At 67.0% G+C, this 17,146-nt stretch carries 14 protein-coding genes and 1 riboswitch; of the genes, 4 read left to right on the top strand and 10 right to left on the bottom strand.

What is annotated here, in order from left to right:
• Positions 1-2: 2 nt before the first annotated feature.
• The 4 genes from ACNQVK_RS10160 to ACNQVK_RS10145 all read right to left on the bottom strand — a co-directional run bounded on the left by ACNQVK_RS10160 (position 3) and on the right by ACNQVK_RS10145 (position 4,530).
• Positions 3-182 carry an antitoxin gene (locus tag ACNQVK_RS10160; protein WP_418029411.1) on the bottom strand — a complete coding sequence of 60 codons (180 nt, stop codon included), beginning with the start codon at positions 180-182 and terminating at the stop codon, positions 3-5.
• A gap of 69 nt (positions 183-251) precedes the next feature.
• Entirely contained in the window at positions 252-2,627 is a 2,376-nt protein-coding gene (locus ACNQVK_RS10155) for a cation-translocating P-type ATPase (RefSeq protein ID WP_418029410.1), read from the bottom strand.
• 60 nt (positions 2,628-2,687) lie between these two features.
• The gene (locus ACNQVK_RS10150; protein ID WP_418029409.1) at positions 2,688-3,794 is read right to left on the bottom strand and encodes an MBL fold metallo-hydrolase; all 1,107 of its coding nucleotides are present in this window, start codon (positions 3,792-3,794) and stop codon (positions 2,688-2,690) included.
• 1 nt (position 3,795) lies between these two features.
• Positions 3,796-4,530: an enoyl-CoA hydratase gene (locus tag ACNQVK_RS10145; RefSeq protein WP_273734541.1), complete on the bottom strand. Its 735-nt coding sequence runs from the start codon at positions 4,528-4,530 to the stop codon at positions 3,796-3,798.
• 26 nt (positions 4,531-4,556) lie between these two features.
• On the opposite strand from ACNQVK_RS10145, the gene ACNQVK_RS10140 reads away from it, so the two are divergent.
• Complete coding sequence (locus ACNQVK_RS10140; RefSeq protein ID WP_418029408.1) at positions 4,557-6,026, top strand: carboxyl transferase domain-containing protein; 1,470 nt, start codon at positions 4,557-4,559, stop codon at positions 6,024-6,026.
• Positions 6,027-6,094: 68 nt separating this feature from the next.
• Here ACNQVK_RS10140 and ACNQVK_RS10135 read toward each other — a convergent pair whose 3' ends face one another.
• The gene (locus tag ACNQVK_RS10135) at positions 6,095-8,089 is read right to left on the bottom strand and encodes a YhgE/Pip family protein (RefSeq protein WP_418034084.1); all 1,995 of its coding nucleotides are present in this window, start codon (positions 8,087-8,089) and stop codon (positions 6,095-6,097) included.
• Between the two features lie 14 nt (positions 8,090-8,103).
• Positions 8,104-8,844 carry an ATP-binding cassette domain-containing protein gene (locus ACNQVK_RS10130; protein WP_418029407.1) on the bottom strand — a complete coding sequence of 247 codons (741 nt, stop codon included), beginning with the start codon at positions 8,842-8,844 and terminating at the stop codon, positions 8,104-8,106.
• A 220-nt stretch (positions 8,845-9,064) separates the two neighbouring features.
• A riboswitch (M-box (ykoK) riboswitch) is annotated at positions 9,065-9,237 on the top strand.
• A gap of 283 nt (positions 9,238-9,520) precedes the next feature.
• Here ACNQVK_RS10130 and ACNQVK_RS10125 point away from each other — a divergent pair.
• Both ACNQVK_RS10125 and mgtA read left to right on the top strand, forming a co-directional pair.
• On the top strand, positions 9,521-9,694 hold the full coding sequence (locus ACNQVK_RS10125; RefSeq protein ID WP_409548605.1) for a hypothetical protein: 174 nt from the start codon (positions 9,521-9,523) through the stop codon (positions 9,692-9,694).
• A gap of 167 nt (positions 9,695-9,861) precedes the next feature.
• The gene (gene mgtA, locus ACNQVK_RS10120) at positions 9,862-12,576 is read left to right on the top strand and encodes a magnesium-translocating P-type ATPase (RefSeq protein ID WP_418029406.1); all 2,715 of its coding nucleotides are present in this window, start codon (positions 9,862-9,864) and stop codon (positions 12,574-12,576) included.
• Between the two features lie 80 nt (positions 12,577-12,656).
• Here the strand turns inward: mgtA and ACNQVK_RS10115 are convergent, their stop codons facing one another.
• Genes ACNQVK_RS10115 through ACNQVK_RS10105 form a run of 3 tightly spaced genes read right to left on the bottom strand, consistent with a single transcriptional unit; the run spans position 12,657 to position 15,756 of the window.
• Positions 12,657-14,228 carry an FAD-binding oxidoreductase gene (locus ACNQVK_RS10115; protein WP_418034082.1) on the bottom strand — a complete coding sequence of 524 codons (1,572 nt, stop codon included), beginning with the start codon at positions 14,226-14,228 and terminating at the stop codon, positions 12,657-12,659.
• A gap of 8 nt (positions 14,229-14,236) precedes the next feature.
• Positions 14,237-14,851: a TetR/AcrR family transcriptional regulator gene (locus tag ACNQVK_RS10110; RefSeq protein WP_418029405.1), complete on the bottom strand. Its 615-nt coding sequence runs from the start codon at positions 14,849-14,851 to the stop codon at positions 14,237-14,239.
• An 11-nt stretch (positions 14,852-14,862) separates the two neighbouring features.
• A complete protein-coding gene (locus tag ACNQVK_RS10105) occupies positions 14,863-15,756 on the bottom strand; it encodes a sterol desaturase family protein (RefSeq protein ID WP_418029404.1) in 894 nt (297 codons plus the stop codon).
• Between the two features lie 93 nt (positions 15,757-15,849).
• Between ACNQVK_RS10105 and ACNQVK_RS10100 the strand changes: the two genes are divergently transcribed.
• Positions 15,850-16,686, top strand: coding sequence for a VOC family protein (locus tag ACNQVK_RS10100; protein ID WP_418029403.1), 837 nt, complete (start codon positions 15,850-15,852; stop codon positions 16,684-16,686).
• Here the strand turns inward: ACNQVK_RS10100 and ACNQVK_RS10095 are convergent.
• A complete protein-coding gene (locus ACNQVK_RS10095; RefSeq protein ID WP_418029402.1) occupies positions 16,667-17,065 on the bottom strand; it encodes a hypothetical protein in 399 nt (132 codons plus the stop codon). The genes ACNQVK_RS10100 and ACNQVK_RS10095 overlap by 20 nt on opposite strands.
• Between the last annotated feature and the right edge of the window lie 81 nt (positions 17,066-17,146).

Below are 17,146 nucleotides of genomic sequence, written 5' to 3'. Positions count from 1 at the left end.
AGCTATTGCTGCGGTTCTTCCTTGTCGAGGGCGTTCTTCGCCGCTTCCTGCGCCTTGTCGACCGCCCCCGAGAACTTGCCCTGCGTCTTCTCGTCGACGATGTCGCCGGCCTTGTCGATGGCCTGTTCGACCTTCTCCGCGTTCTGCGACAGAAGATCCTTAGCCTTGTCGAGGAATCCCATCAGCCCACCCTATCTTCTCGATTTCGTCTCGGTGTTCAACCGAACCCCGCACATTGTCCTCGCTGCCAGCTATCTCCACAACCGGCGCTTCTCCCCCAGAACCACGCCCTGCACCCACCACAGCGCCTCGATCAACACGGCCCCGACCAGGCCAATACCCAGCGCGATCGCGGTGACCTTGAGATTCGACGGATCCAGCATGAACAGACGCTGAGCCAGCGGCAAACAGAAGATCAGCACATACGCCAGCCCTGACCCCGCGACCAGGGCCACGCGCCACCACTCATACGGCCGCGCCACCACCGACAGCACCCACAGCGAGGACACCAGCAAGGTGATGAGCGCCGCCGTCGACGCCTGGGTCTGCTCCACCGCGCTGGCCGCCCGGCCCTGATAGGCCACCAAGTACGAGACAAACGTGACGGTGCCGACGACCAGGCCCGAGGGCAGCGCCGCCGTCATCACCCGGCGCACGAAACCCGAGTGGGCCCGTTCGTTGTTCGGCGCCAGCGACAAGATGAAGGCCGGGATGCCGATGGTGAACCAGGCCGCGATGGTGACGTGGATCGGCTGGAACGGAAACAACAGCGGATCGGTGCCGAACCATTCGGCGGACAGTCCGGCGAAGCCCACCAGGATCGCCAACAGCACCGAGTAGACGGTCTTGGTGAGGAACAGGTTCGAGACCCGCTCGATGTTGCCGATCACCCGGCGGCCCTCGCCGACCACATAGGGCAGCGTGGCGAACTTGTTGTCCAACAACACGATCTGCGCCACCGCACGCGATGCCGAACTGCCAGAACCCATCGCGACGCCGATGTCGGCGTCCTTGAGGGCCAGCACGTCGTTGACGCCGTCCCCGGTCATGGCCACCGTGTGCCCGCGCGACTGCAACGCATGGACCATCGCCCGCTTCTGGTCCGGACGCACCCGGCCGAACGTGGTGTACTCCTCCAGCGCGTCGGCCAACTGCTCCGGTTCGTGGGGCAGCTGCCGGGCGTCCATCGTCTCGCCGTGCAGGCCCAGCTTGCCTGCCACCGCACCCACCGACACCGCGTTGTCGCCGGAGATCACCTTGACCGAAACATGCTGGGAAGCAAAGTAATCGAGAGTCTCACCGGCGTCGGGACGGATCCGCTGCTCGAGCACCACCAGGGCAACGGGCGTGACGGTGCCGGGCGCACCCGGCGCGTCGACGGCAAGATCGGAGGACCCGACCAGCAGCACCCGCAGCCCCTTGGCAACGATCTGTTCGGCCTGCTCGGCCACCGGAGAGGTGGAGTCCAGCAGCACGTCGGGCGCGCCGATCACCCAGTTGCCGTGCTCGCCGTAGGACGCACCGCTCCACTTCGTGGCCGACTTGAACGGGGCGGTCGCGGTGGCCGACCAGCCCGGCGGCTCACTGTAGGCCTCGGCGATGGCCACCATGCTGGCGTTGGGCCGGGCGTCGTCAGCGGCCAGCTGCGCCAGTGCCGCCGCAACATCGGCTTCGGTGAGCGGCTTGAGATCGCTTACCCGCATACCGTTTTCGGTCAGCGTGCCCGTCTTGTCGGCACACACCACGTCAACCCGGGCCAGACCCTCGATCGCGGGAAGCTCATTGACCAGGCACTGACGCCGGCCCAGCCGCACCACCCCGACCGCGAACGCGAGCGAGGTCATCAGCACCAGACCTTCGGGCACCATCGGCACCAGTGCGCCCACCATGCGCAACACCGCGTCATGCCAGTCGGCGTGGGTGGTGAACAGCTGGGTGTAGATGGTGAGCAGGCCGGCGGGCACCAGCAGGTAGGTGATGAACTGCAGGATCTTGTTGATGCCGTTGCGCAGTTCGGATTTCACCAAAGTGAACTTGGAGGCCTCCTCGGCCAGCTTGGCGGCGTAGGCCTCGTGCCCCACCTTGGTGGCCCGATAGGCGCCGGAGCCCGCCACCACGAAACTGCCCGACATCACCGTGTCACCGGCATCTTTGGCGATCGGGTCGGCCTCACCGGTCAGCAGCGACTCGTCGACCTCGAGGTTGGATTCCTCGATGACCTCGCCGTCCACCACGATCTGATCGCCGGGCCCGAGCTCGATGATGTCGTCGAGCACCACCTCACTGGGCAGCACTGCGCGAGTACCGGATTCCCGGCGCACGGTGGGCTTGGCCTGCCCGACGATGGCCAGCTTGTCCAGGGTCTGTTTGGCGCGGATCTCCTGGATGATGCCGATCGCGCTGTTGGCGATGATCAGCAGACCGAACGCGCCGTTGATCACCGACCCGGTGGACATCACGATCAGGAACAGCACACCCAGGATCGCGTTGATTCGGGTGAACACGTTGCCGCGGATGATGTCCGAGATGCTGCGCGCAGCACGCGTCGGCACGTCGTTGGTGTTACCCGCCGCAACCCGCTCGGCCACCTCGGCATCGGTGAGACCAGTGACATTGATCGTCGTCATTCGCCCTCGTCCCGTTCGGTGTCGTCAAGCTCGAACGTCAGTTTGCCACCGCCGGGGCGGTCAGAACTCCCACCACGGGTCGAGCGCCGCAGATTCGGCATCCACGCGCTGCCCCGGCCGCGGCACCGCGATCTGCACACCGGCCGGGTCGGCCGCCGTCAGCAACCGCCGAACCGGATCAGCCCACGGGTGCGGGGCCAGCCGGAACGTCGCCCAGTGCACGGGCACCAGCAAGCCGGAATCCGTGACGTCCAGGTGGGCACGCACCGCTTCCTCGGGATTCATGTGGATGTCGGGCCAACTCGGGTGATAGGCCCCGACCGGAAGCAGGGTCAGATCGAAAGGTCCGTGTTCCGAACCGATTTCGGAGAAGCTCTTGGTGTAGCCGGTGTCCCCGCCGAAGAACGCCCGGTGCTGCGGCCCGATGAACGCCCACGAGGCCCACAGCGTGGTGTTGCGCTGGAACAGCCGGCCGGAGAAGTGCCGGGCCGGCGTGCACACCAGGGACAGCTCGCCGATCCGGTGGCTCTCGTTCCAGTCCAGCTCGATGATGCGGTCTTCCGGTATCCGCCATTTACGCAGATGGGCACCGATCCCCAGCGGCACCACGAACGGTGCCCGCTGCGTGCGGGCCAGGCCCAGCACGGTCTCGATGTCGAGGTGGTCGTAGTGATCGTGGCTGATCACCACGGCATCGACGGCAGGCAGCGCCTCCAGCGGCAGCGGTGGTTCGTGCAACCGCTGCGGTCCCACCACCCGCGACGGCGAGCAGCGACGGCTCCAGACCGGATCCGTCAGCACCCGGTAGCCGTCGATCTCGACCAGCGCGGTGGAGTGCCCGTACCAGGACACCGCGCACGTCGCCGCCTCCGCCTCGACCGGTTCAGCCAGCGGGATCGGCCCGGGCGGCCGGGTGGCCGACCGCGGGCCGAACATCTCGGCGATCAGCATGCGCCACTCTTCCCGGCTCATGCTGATCCCGGGCGAGGCCGGCTCGATGTTGACGAACACGCCGTCGACGTATTGCAGGGACCGCTGCGCCACCGGGCGGATCTCGCGGGGCAAGGCCCCCACCGAGGCATAGGACCCGTTCAGTGCGCGCAACAACCACCCGCCGGCCAGCAATGACGCCGACCTCGCTCCCAACCGCAGCGCCGCGCCCAGCACGTCAGGCCCCGGTGAAGTTGGGCGGCCGCTTCTCGATCCGCGCCACCTGCGCCTCGATGACATCCTTGGACGCCCACGCCTTGTCGAACAGCTCCTTGTGGGCCGGCCACGACTCCTCGTAGGCACCGTCGTCATTGAGCACGCGCTTGGCGTGCTGCAGCGCCAGCGGGGCGAACCCGGCCAACTCGGCGGCCCACTTCTGCGCGTCGGCCAGCGTGCCGATGCGGTTGGCCATCCCGGTCTGCAGCGCGGTCTCGGCGGTGAGCCTCTCGGCCCCGAGCAGCATGCCCCGTGCCCTGCCGTAGCCGACCAGCGAGGTCAGCCGCCGGATGCTCCAGTTGTCCAGGGCCAGGCCGTACCGCGCAACCGGGAACTGGAAATAGGCGTCGGGGGCGACGACCCGCAGATCGCAGATCATCGAGAGAATCACACCCGCGCCGATCGCCGGGCCGTTGATCGCGCCGATGACAGGCACCGGGGCCTTGTCGATCGCCAGGTTCAGGGCCAGCGCCTTGTCGGGCAGCTTCTCGGCCATCCCCGCAGCGTCGGTCAGGTCGGCTCCGGAACTGAACACCGGACCGGCCCCGGTCAGCACGATGGCCCGGACATCCTGCTCGGCGGCATGCTCGACCGCTTCCCGCAGGGCGTCGACAAGCTCGCAGTTCAGCGCGTTGCGCCGCTCCTCGCGTTGCAGTTCCAGGGTCAGGACATCGCCGTCTCTGGTCACACCAATCATGCGGCCAGCCTATATACGCTCAAGCCGTGAGTCGGATCGGCGCCCGCGCGCTTCGTGATGCAGTGCTCGACGAGGGCTCGTTCCAGAGCTGGGACGCCCCGCCCCTTGAGATCGCCCGATCTGCGGATTACCAGCGCGAACTGGCCGAAGCGTCGGCGAAAACCGGGCTCGACGAATCCGTGCTGACCGGGGAAGGCACCATCTTCGGCCGCCGCGTGGCCGTGGTGGCCTGCGAGTTCGACTTCCTGGCCGGATCGATCGGCGTGGCCGCCGCCGAGCGGATCACCACCGCCGTGACGAGAGCCACAGCCGAGGGGCTGCCGCTGCTGGCCTCACCCAGCTCCGGCGGGACCCGCATGCAGGAAGGCACGGTGGCGTTCCTGCAGATGGTCAAGATCGCCGCGGCCGTCGAACTGCACAAGCAGGCGCACCTGCCCTACCTGGTGTACCTGCGCCACCCCACGACCGGCGGCGTGTTCGCCTCCTGGGGTTCGCTGGGGCATGTCACAGCCGCCGAGCCGGGTGCGCTGATCGGCTTCCTCGGCCCGCGGGTGTACGAGCACCTGTACGGCGAACCCTTCCCCGCCGGCGTGCAGACCGCCGAGAACCTGCATGCCCACGGCGTCATCGACGGGGTCGTGCCCCTGGCGTTGCTGCGCGACACCCTGGACCGCACGCTGCGGGTGGTCGCCGATCCGCCCGGGCCGCCTCCTGCCGCTCCCGAGCCTGAACCGCTGCCCGACGTGCCGGCCTGGGAATCGGTGCTGGCGTCGCGACGGCCGGATCGCCCCGGAGTCGGCTATCTGCTGCGACACGGCGCCACCGACCGGGTGCTGCTGTCCGGCACCGAGCGGGGCGAGGCCGCCACGATGCTGCTGGCGCTGGCCCGGTTCGGCGGGCAACCCGCGGTGGTGCTGGGCCAGCGCCACAGCGAGGGTGGGCTGGTCGGGCCGGGCGCCCTGCAGGAGGCGCGACGCGGCATGGCGTTGGCGGCCGGACTGCAGCTGCCGCTGGTGCTGGTGATCGACACACCGGGCCCGGCCCTGTCGATCGAGGCCGAGCAGGGCGGGCTGGCCGGTGAGATCGCCCGCTGCCTGGCCGAATTGGTCACGCTGGACACCCCGACCGTGTCGGTGCTGATGGGTCAGGGCAGCGGCGGGCCCGCGCTGGCGATGGTGCCCGCCGACCGGGTGCTGGCCGCCGCGAACGGCTGGCTGGCGCCGCTGCCACCCGAGGGTGCCAGCGCGATCGTCTACCGCGATACCGCACACGCCGCGGAACTGGCTGCCGCGCAAGGAGTTCGCTCGACGGATCTGGTGCGGGCCGGCATCGCCGACGCGATCGTCCCCGAACATCCCGATGCCGCCGACGAGCCACGGGCCTTCACCCAGCGGCTGTCCACGGCCATCGCCGGCGAGCTCGCCCAATTGCGTGCGGTGCCCGCCGAGCAGCGATTGCGGACCCGGCTCGACCGCTATCGGCGGATCGGGCTCTGAACTCCGCCGAGACTCACATGAGGGACAAAACCGGCGCCGGATTTGTCCCTGGTGTGAGTCTCGATGACTCAGACTTCGATCGGCGGGTGCAACCTGTCCATGGTGTACTGCCGGTCTCTTCGCGCGGCCCACGAACTGCCGGCCAGCGATGCCACCAGGACACCGAACAACACCGCGATCGCGATCCACAGCCGTGAGTCGATCCCGCCCACGATCAGTTGGCGAAGGCCGTTGACCGCGTAGGTCATCGGGTCGACCGGGTGCAGTATCTGGAACGGTTTGGCCGTGGTCTCCACCGGATAGATGCCACCGGCCGAGACCAGTTGCAGCATCAGGAAGGCCAGCGTCACCACCCGGCCCACCGACACCCCGAACAGAGCGTTGAACGCCTGGATCAGGGCCAGGAACGTGCCCGCGACCAACAGCAGGAACGCCACGGTGGCCAGGGGGTATCTGGCTTGCAGGCCCACGCCGAAGTGCACCACGGCATACATCACCACAACCTGGCAGAACACGATCAGCAACGCCGGCCAGTAGGAGGCCAGCACCACACGCAGCGCCCCCAACCCGTTGACCACCGGACGGGACTGCAACGGCTTCAACAACATCCAGATGATGAGTGCGCCGATGAACAGGGCCAGCGGCAGGAAGAACGGCGCGAAACCGGTACCGAACGTGGCGGCCGGGTTGTGCGTCTGGATGTCCAGCGCCACGGGTGCGGCCAGGGTCCGCGCCACATCGGTGCGCTGCTGCGGGGTCCACGATGGGACCCGGGTCGAGCCTTCCTTGAGCGCGGTCGCCAGTTGCTGATTGCCGGCCTGAAGCTTCTCCGTACCTGCGGCCAGTTCGTCTGCCCCACTGGACAGTTGGTGCCCGCCGTTGGCCAGCTGCACCAGACCGCTGTTGAGCCGCTGGGCGCCGCTGTTGAGTTGGTGCGCACCGTCGCGCAATTTGACGACGTCGGAGCGCAGTCCTCCGGTGACCGCCTTGGTGATGAACACCCGCAGCTTGCTGTTCGGGTCGCCCAGCTCGTTCTCCAACTGGGTGGCGTTGTCACGCAACCGGATCAGACCCTCATCGGTGGTCGGATCCAGCCCGCGAGCCTGCAGCAGCCGTTGCGCACCGGCCAGGAACTCCCCGGTGTCGCGCACCGTGGGGTCGGGGCTGTTGCGCAAGATGCCGACCGCCTGATCGACGATCGCCGCGGCCTGGGCCTGATCGATGTTCAGCGCAGCGATCCGATCGGTGGTCGAGCGCACCGCACCCGAGAGCCGCTGTGCGGCCATGCCGACCTCGTTGGGGTCCAGGCCGAGTCCGCTGACCCGGTCCAGCACGGTCAGCAACGGATCGGTCGCCGTGTCGACCGCCGTCGACAACTGCCGGGTGCCCGCGGCCAACTGCGCAGACCCGTCGCGTGCGGTGACCAGACCCGTGGTCAGGGCGTCGGCGCCGGCCGACAGCCGGTGCGCGCCGTCGTTGGCCGCCGCGCTGCCCGTGGCCAACTGCTGCGCACCGTCGGCCGCCTTCACCAGTCCTGATCCGGCATCCGTCAGCCCGGTCAGCACGGTGCCGAGCGTACGTTCGCCGATCTTGGCGTTGATCTGGTTGATCACCTCACGGGCGGCATTCTGGCCGATGATCGAGCCCAGGTAGTTGTTGGCATCGTTGAACGTGAAGCGCACGTCGGCCTGATGGGGCGACCCACCCGACGGAGATGTGATGCTGGTGCTGAAATCCTGCGGCAGCGTGATCGAGAAGTAGTACTTGCCGCTGGCCACGCCGTCGGCCGCCTCCTGTGCCGAAACCCTGTGCAGCTGAAGCTGACCCGAATCCACCAGCGCATCAGAGACCTCATCGCCGGCCCTGATCTGCTGTCCCTCCGCGACGGCGCCCGTGTCTTCGTTGACCAGCGCCACCGGGACCTTGTTCACCTCACCGAACGGGTTCCAGAACGCCCACAGGTACATCGCGCCGTACAGCAGCGGCAGCAGGATGACCGTTACGAGCGCGATCCGCGGCATCGTGCCGCGCGAGAAACGTTTGAGGTCAGTGCCCAACGACATTCCGGCTAGCACGGCTATTCGCCACCTTTCTGCGAACCGGCCAGCTCGGCCAGCGTCGTGTTGGGCACTGTCACCTGCGCGCGCATCGCCGCGGCGAGATGGCCGGGCACCCCGTTGACCGTCGCGGTGATCACGGTCTGTTTCTCCCCCAGCGCGATCAGGCGCCCCAGCAGGATGTCCCGGTTGCGGTCATCGGTGAGGTGGTCCAGGTTGCCGACCACCAGCAGCGGCGGGGTCGAGGTGTTGGCCAGCGCGATGCGCAACAGGATCTGATCGAGCTCGGTGAGTCCGTCGAAGTACGCGGTCAGCGACGGCAATGGCAGATCGCCGAACACCGGTGCGCACATGGCGGCCAGGGCGTCTTCGTCGGCCCGGCCCACCAGGGTGTACCAGGGCGCGTCCCACCGGCGTTGCTCGGTCACCAGGTCGCGCACCGTCACCGACTCGGACACCGTGTCGAGTTCATCGATCCCGGCCAGGGCGGCGGAACGGAAGATGTCGGTGGCGCGGGTACGCCCGAATACCGTCAGCTGCCCGCGCGCCGCCTTCATCCGCCCGGCCAGTGTCATCAGCAGAGCGGTACGACCGGTGCCCGCCGGTGCCACCAGCACCGTGACGCCACCTTCGTCGATGTCGAGGTCGACAGGCCCGTACACCGGGCCCCAGGGACCGTGCATGCTGATCGCGCGTGCAGTGATCGCCGACGGCTTTTGCTCGTCCTCGCCGGCATCAGGCTCTGGACTTTGCTCAGGCATAGGCACATCACAACACATCCGGCGGGTCCGCACAGGCAACCGGAATCCCCGCTGCCCTGCCGATTCATGGGTGAACCCTGCGAAAACACTTGGAGGCTCGGGGTGACGACCGTCACGCCCACGACTCGATGTGCCATTACCGAACTGACACAACCGATTTGGGAGCCGAGAACCGACAGCGAATCGGGTTGACAATCGACTCGTGTACGGTTCTAATGAAACCGCGCTTCGTTAGGTGAGGCTCCTACACGAACACAGGCCACTGATCCGACGACGTCGAGAGACGCCCAGGGTTAGGACAGGTCTTCCCGGCCTAAGGGATGACCCGAAGTGGCTTCCCACCTCTGGTGGGACACGTCGTGTAGTGCCAAAGCTCTGATGAGGAAGTGCTCGCACCGGTCAGCGTGCCTGGCCATGTGCCCAACTTCCTCTTCAGCGTGTTTGCATCTGACGATTGCGTCAAGATCAGCGGCGTTGCGTACGCCCGACAGCGAGGAGGTGATGACGACATGACGTCAGGCGACAGTCCGTATCCCAGTCGTATTCGAAAACGTCTGTCCATAAACACCTTTCCGCTGTCGATGACTGCCTAGGTTCGCCACCCGGGCACCCGCGGGTGGCCTGATGCCGCATGCGTATCGACCCGGAGAGCTCCGATTGAACTGGAGATGATCCGATGCAGCGCAACACCTTTCTTCGTCATGCCCAGAGCGTGGTCAAGGGCCCCATCGCGTGGATCCACACGCGTGCGTCGCTGACCCCGCAGGAGCGGCACAACCTGAGGATGAGCAGCACCCCGGTGGCGGTCCTGACCGCGTCCCTGGGTGGCGGCTCGCACACCGCCCGATAACCGGGTAGTCCCAGATTCCTTTTATTCGACCGTCTTTCACCTCTTCACCGGCGTGAACTGACACCTCCCAAAACCGCGCGCCACCTCAAGTCTCACCGAATCTCGTCTTGCTCCAGCCGATTCGGTGCGACTTGTGGTGCGCGCTCACCACCGACAGGAGCAGCCAGATGAACACCGCTGTCGACCAGAGCACCCTGACACCAACCGAGCACGACGGCCGCAGCCTGTCCCTGCGCGCCGCCGCCGAAGCGCACAACGAAGTCGAGGTCACGCTGGCGAACGTCGGGGGCCACCTCGACGGCCTGACCTCCGAGGACGCCGCCGAACGCCTCGCCGACGACGGCCCCAACGAGGTCGCCCACGACAAGGCCCCTCCGGCGCTGCTCCAGTTCCTGGAGGCCTTCAAGAACCCGTTCATCGCGGTGCTCCTGGCGCTGGCCGCGATCAGCTCGGTGACCGACATCTACCTTCCGATGCACGCCGGGCAAGAGCCGGACTACACCGGCGTGCTGATCATCGTGACCATGGTCGCGCTCAGCGCCCTGCTGCGGTTCTGGCAGGAATACCGCTCCGGCAAGGCGGCCGAGACGCTCAAGGCGATGGTGCGAACCACCGCGACTGTGCGGCGCCGGGCCGCCTCAGATGCCACACCCGAACTCATCGAGATCCCGATGGCGCAGGTGGTCACCGGAGACATCGTGGCGCTGTCGGCCGGCGACATGATTCCCGCCGACCTCCGCCTGCTCGATTCCCGCGACCTGTTCGTCAGCCAGGCGGCCTTGACCGGTGAGGCCCTGCCGGTGGAGAAGTACGACACGCTCGGCGCGGTGGCGGAGAAATCCGCGACCGTGGTCGCCGACGACGAGACCGGCCCACTAGAGCTGCCCGGCATCTGCTTCATGGGCACCAACGTGGTGAGCGGGACGGCCACCGCGATCGTCGTAGCGACCGGCGTACACACCTATTTCGGCTCGCTGGCCAAGGCGATCGTGGGCTCTCGCGCCGAGACCGCCTTCGACCGCGGCGTCAACAGCGTCAGCTGGCTGCTGATCCGGTTCATGTCGGTGATGGTGCCGATCGTGTTCTTCATCAACGGTTTCACCAAGGGCGACTGGCCCGAGGCGTTCCTGTTCGCGCTGGCCGTCGCGGTCGGGCTCACCCCGGAAATGCTGCCGATGATCGTATCGTCCAATCTGGCCAAAGGTGCGGTCGCGCTGTCACGCCGCAAGGTCGTGGTCAAGCGGCTCAACGCCATCCAGAACTTCGGCGCGATGGACGTGCTGTGCACCGACAAGACCGGCACGCTCACCCAGGACCGGATCATCCTCGAGCATCATGCCGACGTCCGGGGCGATCGCGACGACAACGTGCTCGCCTTGGCCTGGCTCAACAGCTTTCACCAGAGTGGCGTCAAGAATCTGATGGACCGCGCCGTGCTGCACTTCGCCGACGGGACACCCGAAGCGCTGCTTGCTGCCTCGACCTACCGCAAGGTCGACGAACTTCCGTTCGACTTCGAACGCCGCCGGCTGTCCGTCGTCGTGCAGGACGTCGAGCGCAATCATCTGCTGGTCTGCAAGGGCGCGGTGGAGGAAATGCTGGCGGTGTCGACCCAGGTGTGGGACGGCACGGCTTGCCGGCCGCTCGACGAGGCCGACCGCGAGGCGCTGGCAGACACCGCGCGCGCCTTCAACCGCGACGGGTTCCGCGTGCTGCTGGTGGCCACCCGGGAGATCCCGCGCATCGAACGCACCCACCGATACCGCATCGAGGACGAGAAGGACCTCGTCGTTCGCGGATTTCTCACCTTCCTCGATCCGCCGAAGGACACGGCCGCCCCGGCCATCACGGCACTGGCCGAACACGGCGTCACCGTGAAGGTCCTGACCGGCGACAACGAGGTCGTCAGCGCCAAGATCTGTCATGAGGTGGGGCTCGATCCCGGACGGCCGATTCTCGGACCCCAGATCGACAGCCTCGACGATGAGGGGCTGCGACAAGTCGTCGACGAGACAACCGTTTTCGCGAAGCTGACCCCACTGCAGAAGTCCCGGGTGCTGCGGGCCCTGCAGGCCAACGGGCACACGGTCGGTTTCCTGGGCGACGGCATCAACGACGCACCCGCCCTGCGTGATGCGGATGTGGGCATCTCGGTCGACACCGGCACCGACATCGCCAAGGAATCGGCGGACATCATCCTGCTCGAGAAGAGCCTGATGGTGCTCGAACAGGGCGTGATCAAGGGCCGCGAAACCTTCGGCAACATCATCAAATACCTGAACATGACCGCCAGTTCGAACTTCGGCAATGTGTTCTCGGTATTGGTGGCCAGCGCTTTCATCCCGTTCCTGCCCATGCTGGCGATCCACCTGCTGATCCAGAACCTGCTGTACGACATCTCCCAGCTGGCGCTGCCGTGGGACCGCATGGACAAGGAGTTCCTGCTCAAGCCGCGCAAGTGGGATGCCAGGAACATCGGCCGGTTCATGATCTGGATGGGGCCGACATCGTCGATCTTCGACATCACCACCTTCGCGGTGATGTGGTACGTCTTCGCCGCCAACTCACCCGAGATGCAATCGCTGTTCCAGTCGGGCTGGTTCATCGAAAGCCTGCTCTCGCAGACGCTGGTGGTACACATGCTGCGAACCCAGAAGATCCCGTTCATCCAGAGCACGGCAGCGTTGCCGGTGCTGCTGGCGACGGGTGCGGTCTGTGTGCTCGGGATCCTCATCCCGTTCTCGCCGCTGGGGGCGGCCGTCGGATTGCAGCCGCTGCCGTGGGCGTACTTCGGGTGGCTCGCCGCGACGCTGGTGTCCTACTGCGTCCTGGCTCAGACCGTCAAGACCATCTACATCCGCAGGTTCGGTCAGTGGTTCTGACGATCTGAGGTGCCGCCGATCGCGCCGGGGCCGGCGCGATCGGCGGCATTCTGGATGTGCGGAACCTCTGCGACCTCCGGTCAGCCGATGAGCACTCCGGGGTTGAGGACGCCGGCCGGATCGAGAGCGCGCTTCGCAGCGGTGAGGGCCGCCGCGAACGGGTCCGGCCGCTGCTGGTCGTAGCCGGGCCGATGGTCGCGGCCGACCGCGTGATGATGGGTGATGGTGGCACCGTTTTCGACGATCGCTGCCGACACCACCGCCTTGATCTCGTCCCACTGCGCGACGGTGCTCCCCCACCGGCCCGGGGCGTAGATGCCGTAATACGGGGCCGGACCGTCGGGATAGACGTGGGTGAAGCGGCAAGTCACCACCCCGCCACCGCAGACCTGATCCAGCGCGTCCCGGGCCGCCGCAGTCACGGCGTGGTGCAGCGACTCGAATCCGTCCCAGGTGCAGGCGGTTTCGAAGGTTTCGACGATCATCGAGCGGCGAGCGAGGGCGTCGCGCTGATACGGCATCCGCAGGAACGACGACCGCCACGTCGCCGCCGAGTCGTCGGTGGTGCCATCTCTGCTTCGCCGAGCGGTCACGACACCGCCGTGCTCGGCCGCCAGTTGCACCGCCCGGTCGAGCCAGGTGTCCACCGGATGGTCGGCGGATTCGAAGGCCACCAGAAGCAACCCGCCGGCGGTGGCCACCCCGGCGTTGATGAACGCCTCGGCGGGATCGAGCAGGCGACAGTTGGACGGGTACAGGCCGGCCTGCGCGATCGCGCGGGTCGCGGCGACCGCGCCGGGGTGATCGTCGAACGTGATCGACGCGGTGACCTGCCAAACGGGGCGGTCCTGCAGGCGCATCCACGCCTCGGTGATGATGCCCAGAGTGCCCTCGGATCCGAGGAACATGCGGTCCGGTGACGGACCGGCGCCGGAACCGGGCAGGCGCAGTGACGAGCTGATGCCCGTGGGCGTGACGACGCGGATGGCCTCGGTGAGATCGTCGATATGCGTGTAGAGGGTCGCGAAATGCCCGCCGGCGCGCGTCGCCAGCCAGCCGCCGAGCGTGGAGTAGGCGAACGACTGCGGGAAGTGGCGCAGCGTCAGGTCGTGCCCCCGCAGCTGGTGCTCCAGCGCGGGCCCGTAGACACCGGCCTGGATGCGGGCGGCACGGCTGGTCCGGTCGATCTCCAGCACCCGGTCGAGTGCGCCGAGATCCATTGATACCGAAGGGCCGTCGAAGCGCGGTTCGACTCCGCCGACCACTGAACTGCCGCCGCCGTACGGGATCACCGGTATCGCCGACCCCGAGCACCAGTCCAGCAGATCGATCACGTCCTGCTCGGTGCCCGGACGGGCGATCAGATCGGGCACGTACTCGACCTGTCCGAGCAGATTGCGCACCACATCGCGGAACGCCTTGCCCCGGGCGTGCGACAGCCGGTCGATCGGGTCGTCGCTGCACATTTGCGCGAGAGCCGTCGGCGGCGCCACCCGGGAGGCCGGCACCGCGAGCGTCGCCGGGTCCGGTGGGGCGTGGTCGGTGAGATCGTGACCGGGCAGCATCGCCGCGGTCCGGGCCATCAGCTCGGCCGTCTCGTTCGGCGTGAGTTCATCGGCCGTGGCACCCCAACCCCACCACGAGCGAGACATGTTGGTGGTCAAGATACTTCAGCTCCGTTTGCTATCGCGGTCAGAATGCGTTCACTGCGCCGCGTCATGTCCTCGGCGGTGCTGTCGGGGTGGTTCAGCCACCAATTGACCATCGCGGTGACGGCACTCATCCAGATATCGGCGAGCACCGCCAGGTCGTCGACGTCGTCGAGCGCCCGCAGGTCGGCGAGTCTGGCGACCCCGCGCGCGGCCTGATCGGCGATCGTGCCGCGAATACGCCGCGCGGCCTCGTGCGCGGCACTCCCGGGCGGGACGGTGCGATCGTTGACGACGTTCCAATCGTGCGGCCGGGGCCGCAGGGCCGTGAAGATCGCGGCGAGGGTGTCGCGAGCCATGTCCAGCGGTGCTCCACCGGCGGCCAGCACCTGCTCGATCCGGTCGATCAGATTGGCACCTGCCCGCTCGACGCAGGCGACGTAGAGCCCGTCCTTGGAACCGAAGTAGCTGAGCACCATGGGCTTTGAAACCCCGGCCCGGGCGGCGACGGCCGACAGAGCAGCACCCGCGTAACCGTCCTGCCCGAACTCCTCGGTTGCGGCATCCAGGATCAGCTGTTCACGCTGCGCCCGCGGCACGCCCTTGGTCCCGACCACACTGGTCATTATCCCGGCACTCATCCGACGCGCACCGGAACGTCCTCGTCGGCGCGTTTCGGCTGCCATCCCGGCGGGCCGAACACGTGCCCGAGTTTGTCGCGCCAGCGCCGGGCCGCCCGTACGTCGCGGATGATGCTGCGGTACTCGTGATACTGCAGTTCGAGCAGGTTGTACGTGTCCACCTGCTTGGTCAAACCATAAGTGGGTGTGTGCAGTTCGCCCTGGAACGTGCCGAACATCCGATCCCAGACGATCAGGAAGCCACCGTAGTTACGGTCGAGATACTCCGCGTCACTGCCGTGGTGCACCCGGTGGTGTGACGGTGTGTTGAACACGAACTCGATCGGCCGCGGGAGTCGTCCCACCATCTCGGTGTGCGTGAAGAACTGATAGATCAGGTTGAACGCGAAGGCGACAAAGATGGTCCAGGGCGCAAAGCCGAGCAACGGCAGAGGCAGCCAGAACAACGGTTCGATCCATGGATTCCACTTCTGCCGCAGAGCGGTACCCAGGTTGAAGTACTCGCTGGAGTGGTGCGCCTGGTGAGCCGCCCAGGCGATCCGTACCCGATGCGAGAAGCGGTGGTACCAGTACCACAGGAAGTCGACGAGTACGAAGAGCAGAACCCAGCTCCACCACGCGGTGGTCGGGATGTGCCAAGGCGCCAGGTAGGTCCACAGCAGACCGAACGCCACCAGGATGGCGAGCTTGTACGCACCGAAGACCACCAGAGCACCGATGCCCATCGACATACTGGTGCGGGTGTCGATCGCCGAGTAGCCGCTCCGGGCCTCATGCCGTCCCGCGGCCTTCAGCAGCGCCGCTTCCAGAATGACGAACACGATGAAGAACGGCACGGCATAGAGGACCGGATTCTCGATGTTTTGCCAGATTGTCTGCAGTGTCTGCACTACCCACCTCCGATATGACCGATCGTTAAGTTACCGATCGGTCATATCAGGGTCAACCCATGCGGGTCGTGAGGTACGGCACACAATGGGCAGATGACCGAGTCAAGGACCTACCCGCCCGGTGTCCCCTGCTGGGTGGACACCGATCAACAGGATGTGGCTGCCGCCCAAGGCTTTTACGGTCGGCTGTTCGGCTGGACGTTCGAGAACGTGCTGCCCGAGGACGCCGAGGAGACGTACCTGATCGCCACACTGGACGGTCAGGACGTGGCCGCGATCGCGTCGGCGCGGACCGGGGACGAGATCGCCTGGAACACCTATGTCGCGGTGGCCGATGCCGACGCCACGGCGGCCGCCGTGAGCGCTGCCGGAGGGACCGTGACGAGCGGGCCCGTCGACGCGGGACCCGGTGGGCGGCAGGCCGGTTGCGCCGATCCTCGCGGTGCGCACTTCAAGCTGTGGCAGCCCCGGCGGCGCCTCGGTGCCCAGCTGGTCAACGTTCCCGGCGCCTGGAATTTCAGCAACCTGCAGACAACGGACCCGCAGGCTGCCGGGGCCTTCTACGGGCCATTGTTCAACTGGGAGTTCGATGTCGCCGGCGGCGCGGCGATGATCCGCCGTCCGGGATATGGCGATCACCTGGCCTCCACCATCGACCCCGGCATCTTGGAACGCCATGCCGCCCCGGGTACCCCGCCCGGGTTCTCCGACGCGATCGGCTGGACGGGGCAGTTGTCCGACGAGCAGCAGCCCGAGCACTGGCAGGTGGTGTTCGCAGTGGCGAACCGCGACGAGTCCGCGGCACTGGCCGAAAAGCTGGGCGCCACCGTAGTTTTCAGCTCGGACACCGAGTGGACCAACACCGCCCTGATCAAGGACCCGCAGGGCGCGCCACTGGTCCTGAGTCAGTTCATCCCGCCGACGGGCTGATCACCGAGCGATGCCGGGTGCGGTAGGTCAGCACAGCCGCGGCGATGATCACCTCGAGCAGGGCCAGCAGCGTCGCCGTCGTCATCAACGCCGAGGCCTGGACAGGGGCCGCCACGGTGTGGTGATGCATCGGCATCGGGGTGTGCAGGGCGATCATCGCCAGGCTCATCAACGCGATCGTGCACCAGACTGCGGGGGTGCCGCTGCGCCACAGGTGACCCGCGCAGTACAGACAACCCACGATCATCGCCGCGAGCACCACGGCGGCCACCGGGTTGGCGGTCGCACCGAGCATCACCACGTGCAGCCCTGCCGAACTCACGGCCAGCAGGGCACACGTCCGGCGCCCGAGAACACTGCAGGCGTACGCGGCCGACATAGCTCCATCGTGGCAGCAATGGCAAGCCTGCGCTGCCCGAAACGGGTATGGGCAGCGAAAAGCCCGGTACGTATTCGGGTT

The organism is Mycobacterium sp. 134, from assembly GCF_048282715.1.
In the GTDB taxonomy this organism is placed as follows: Bacteria; Actinomycetota; Actinomycetes; order Mycobacteriales; family Mycobacteriaceae; genus Mycobacterium; species Mycobacterium septicum.
The sequence above is the reverse complement of the archived record's forward strand: the minus strand, read 5'-3'. Positions and strand labels throughout refer to the sequence as shown.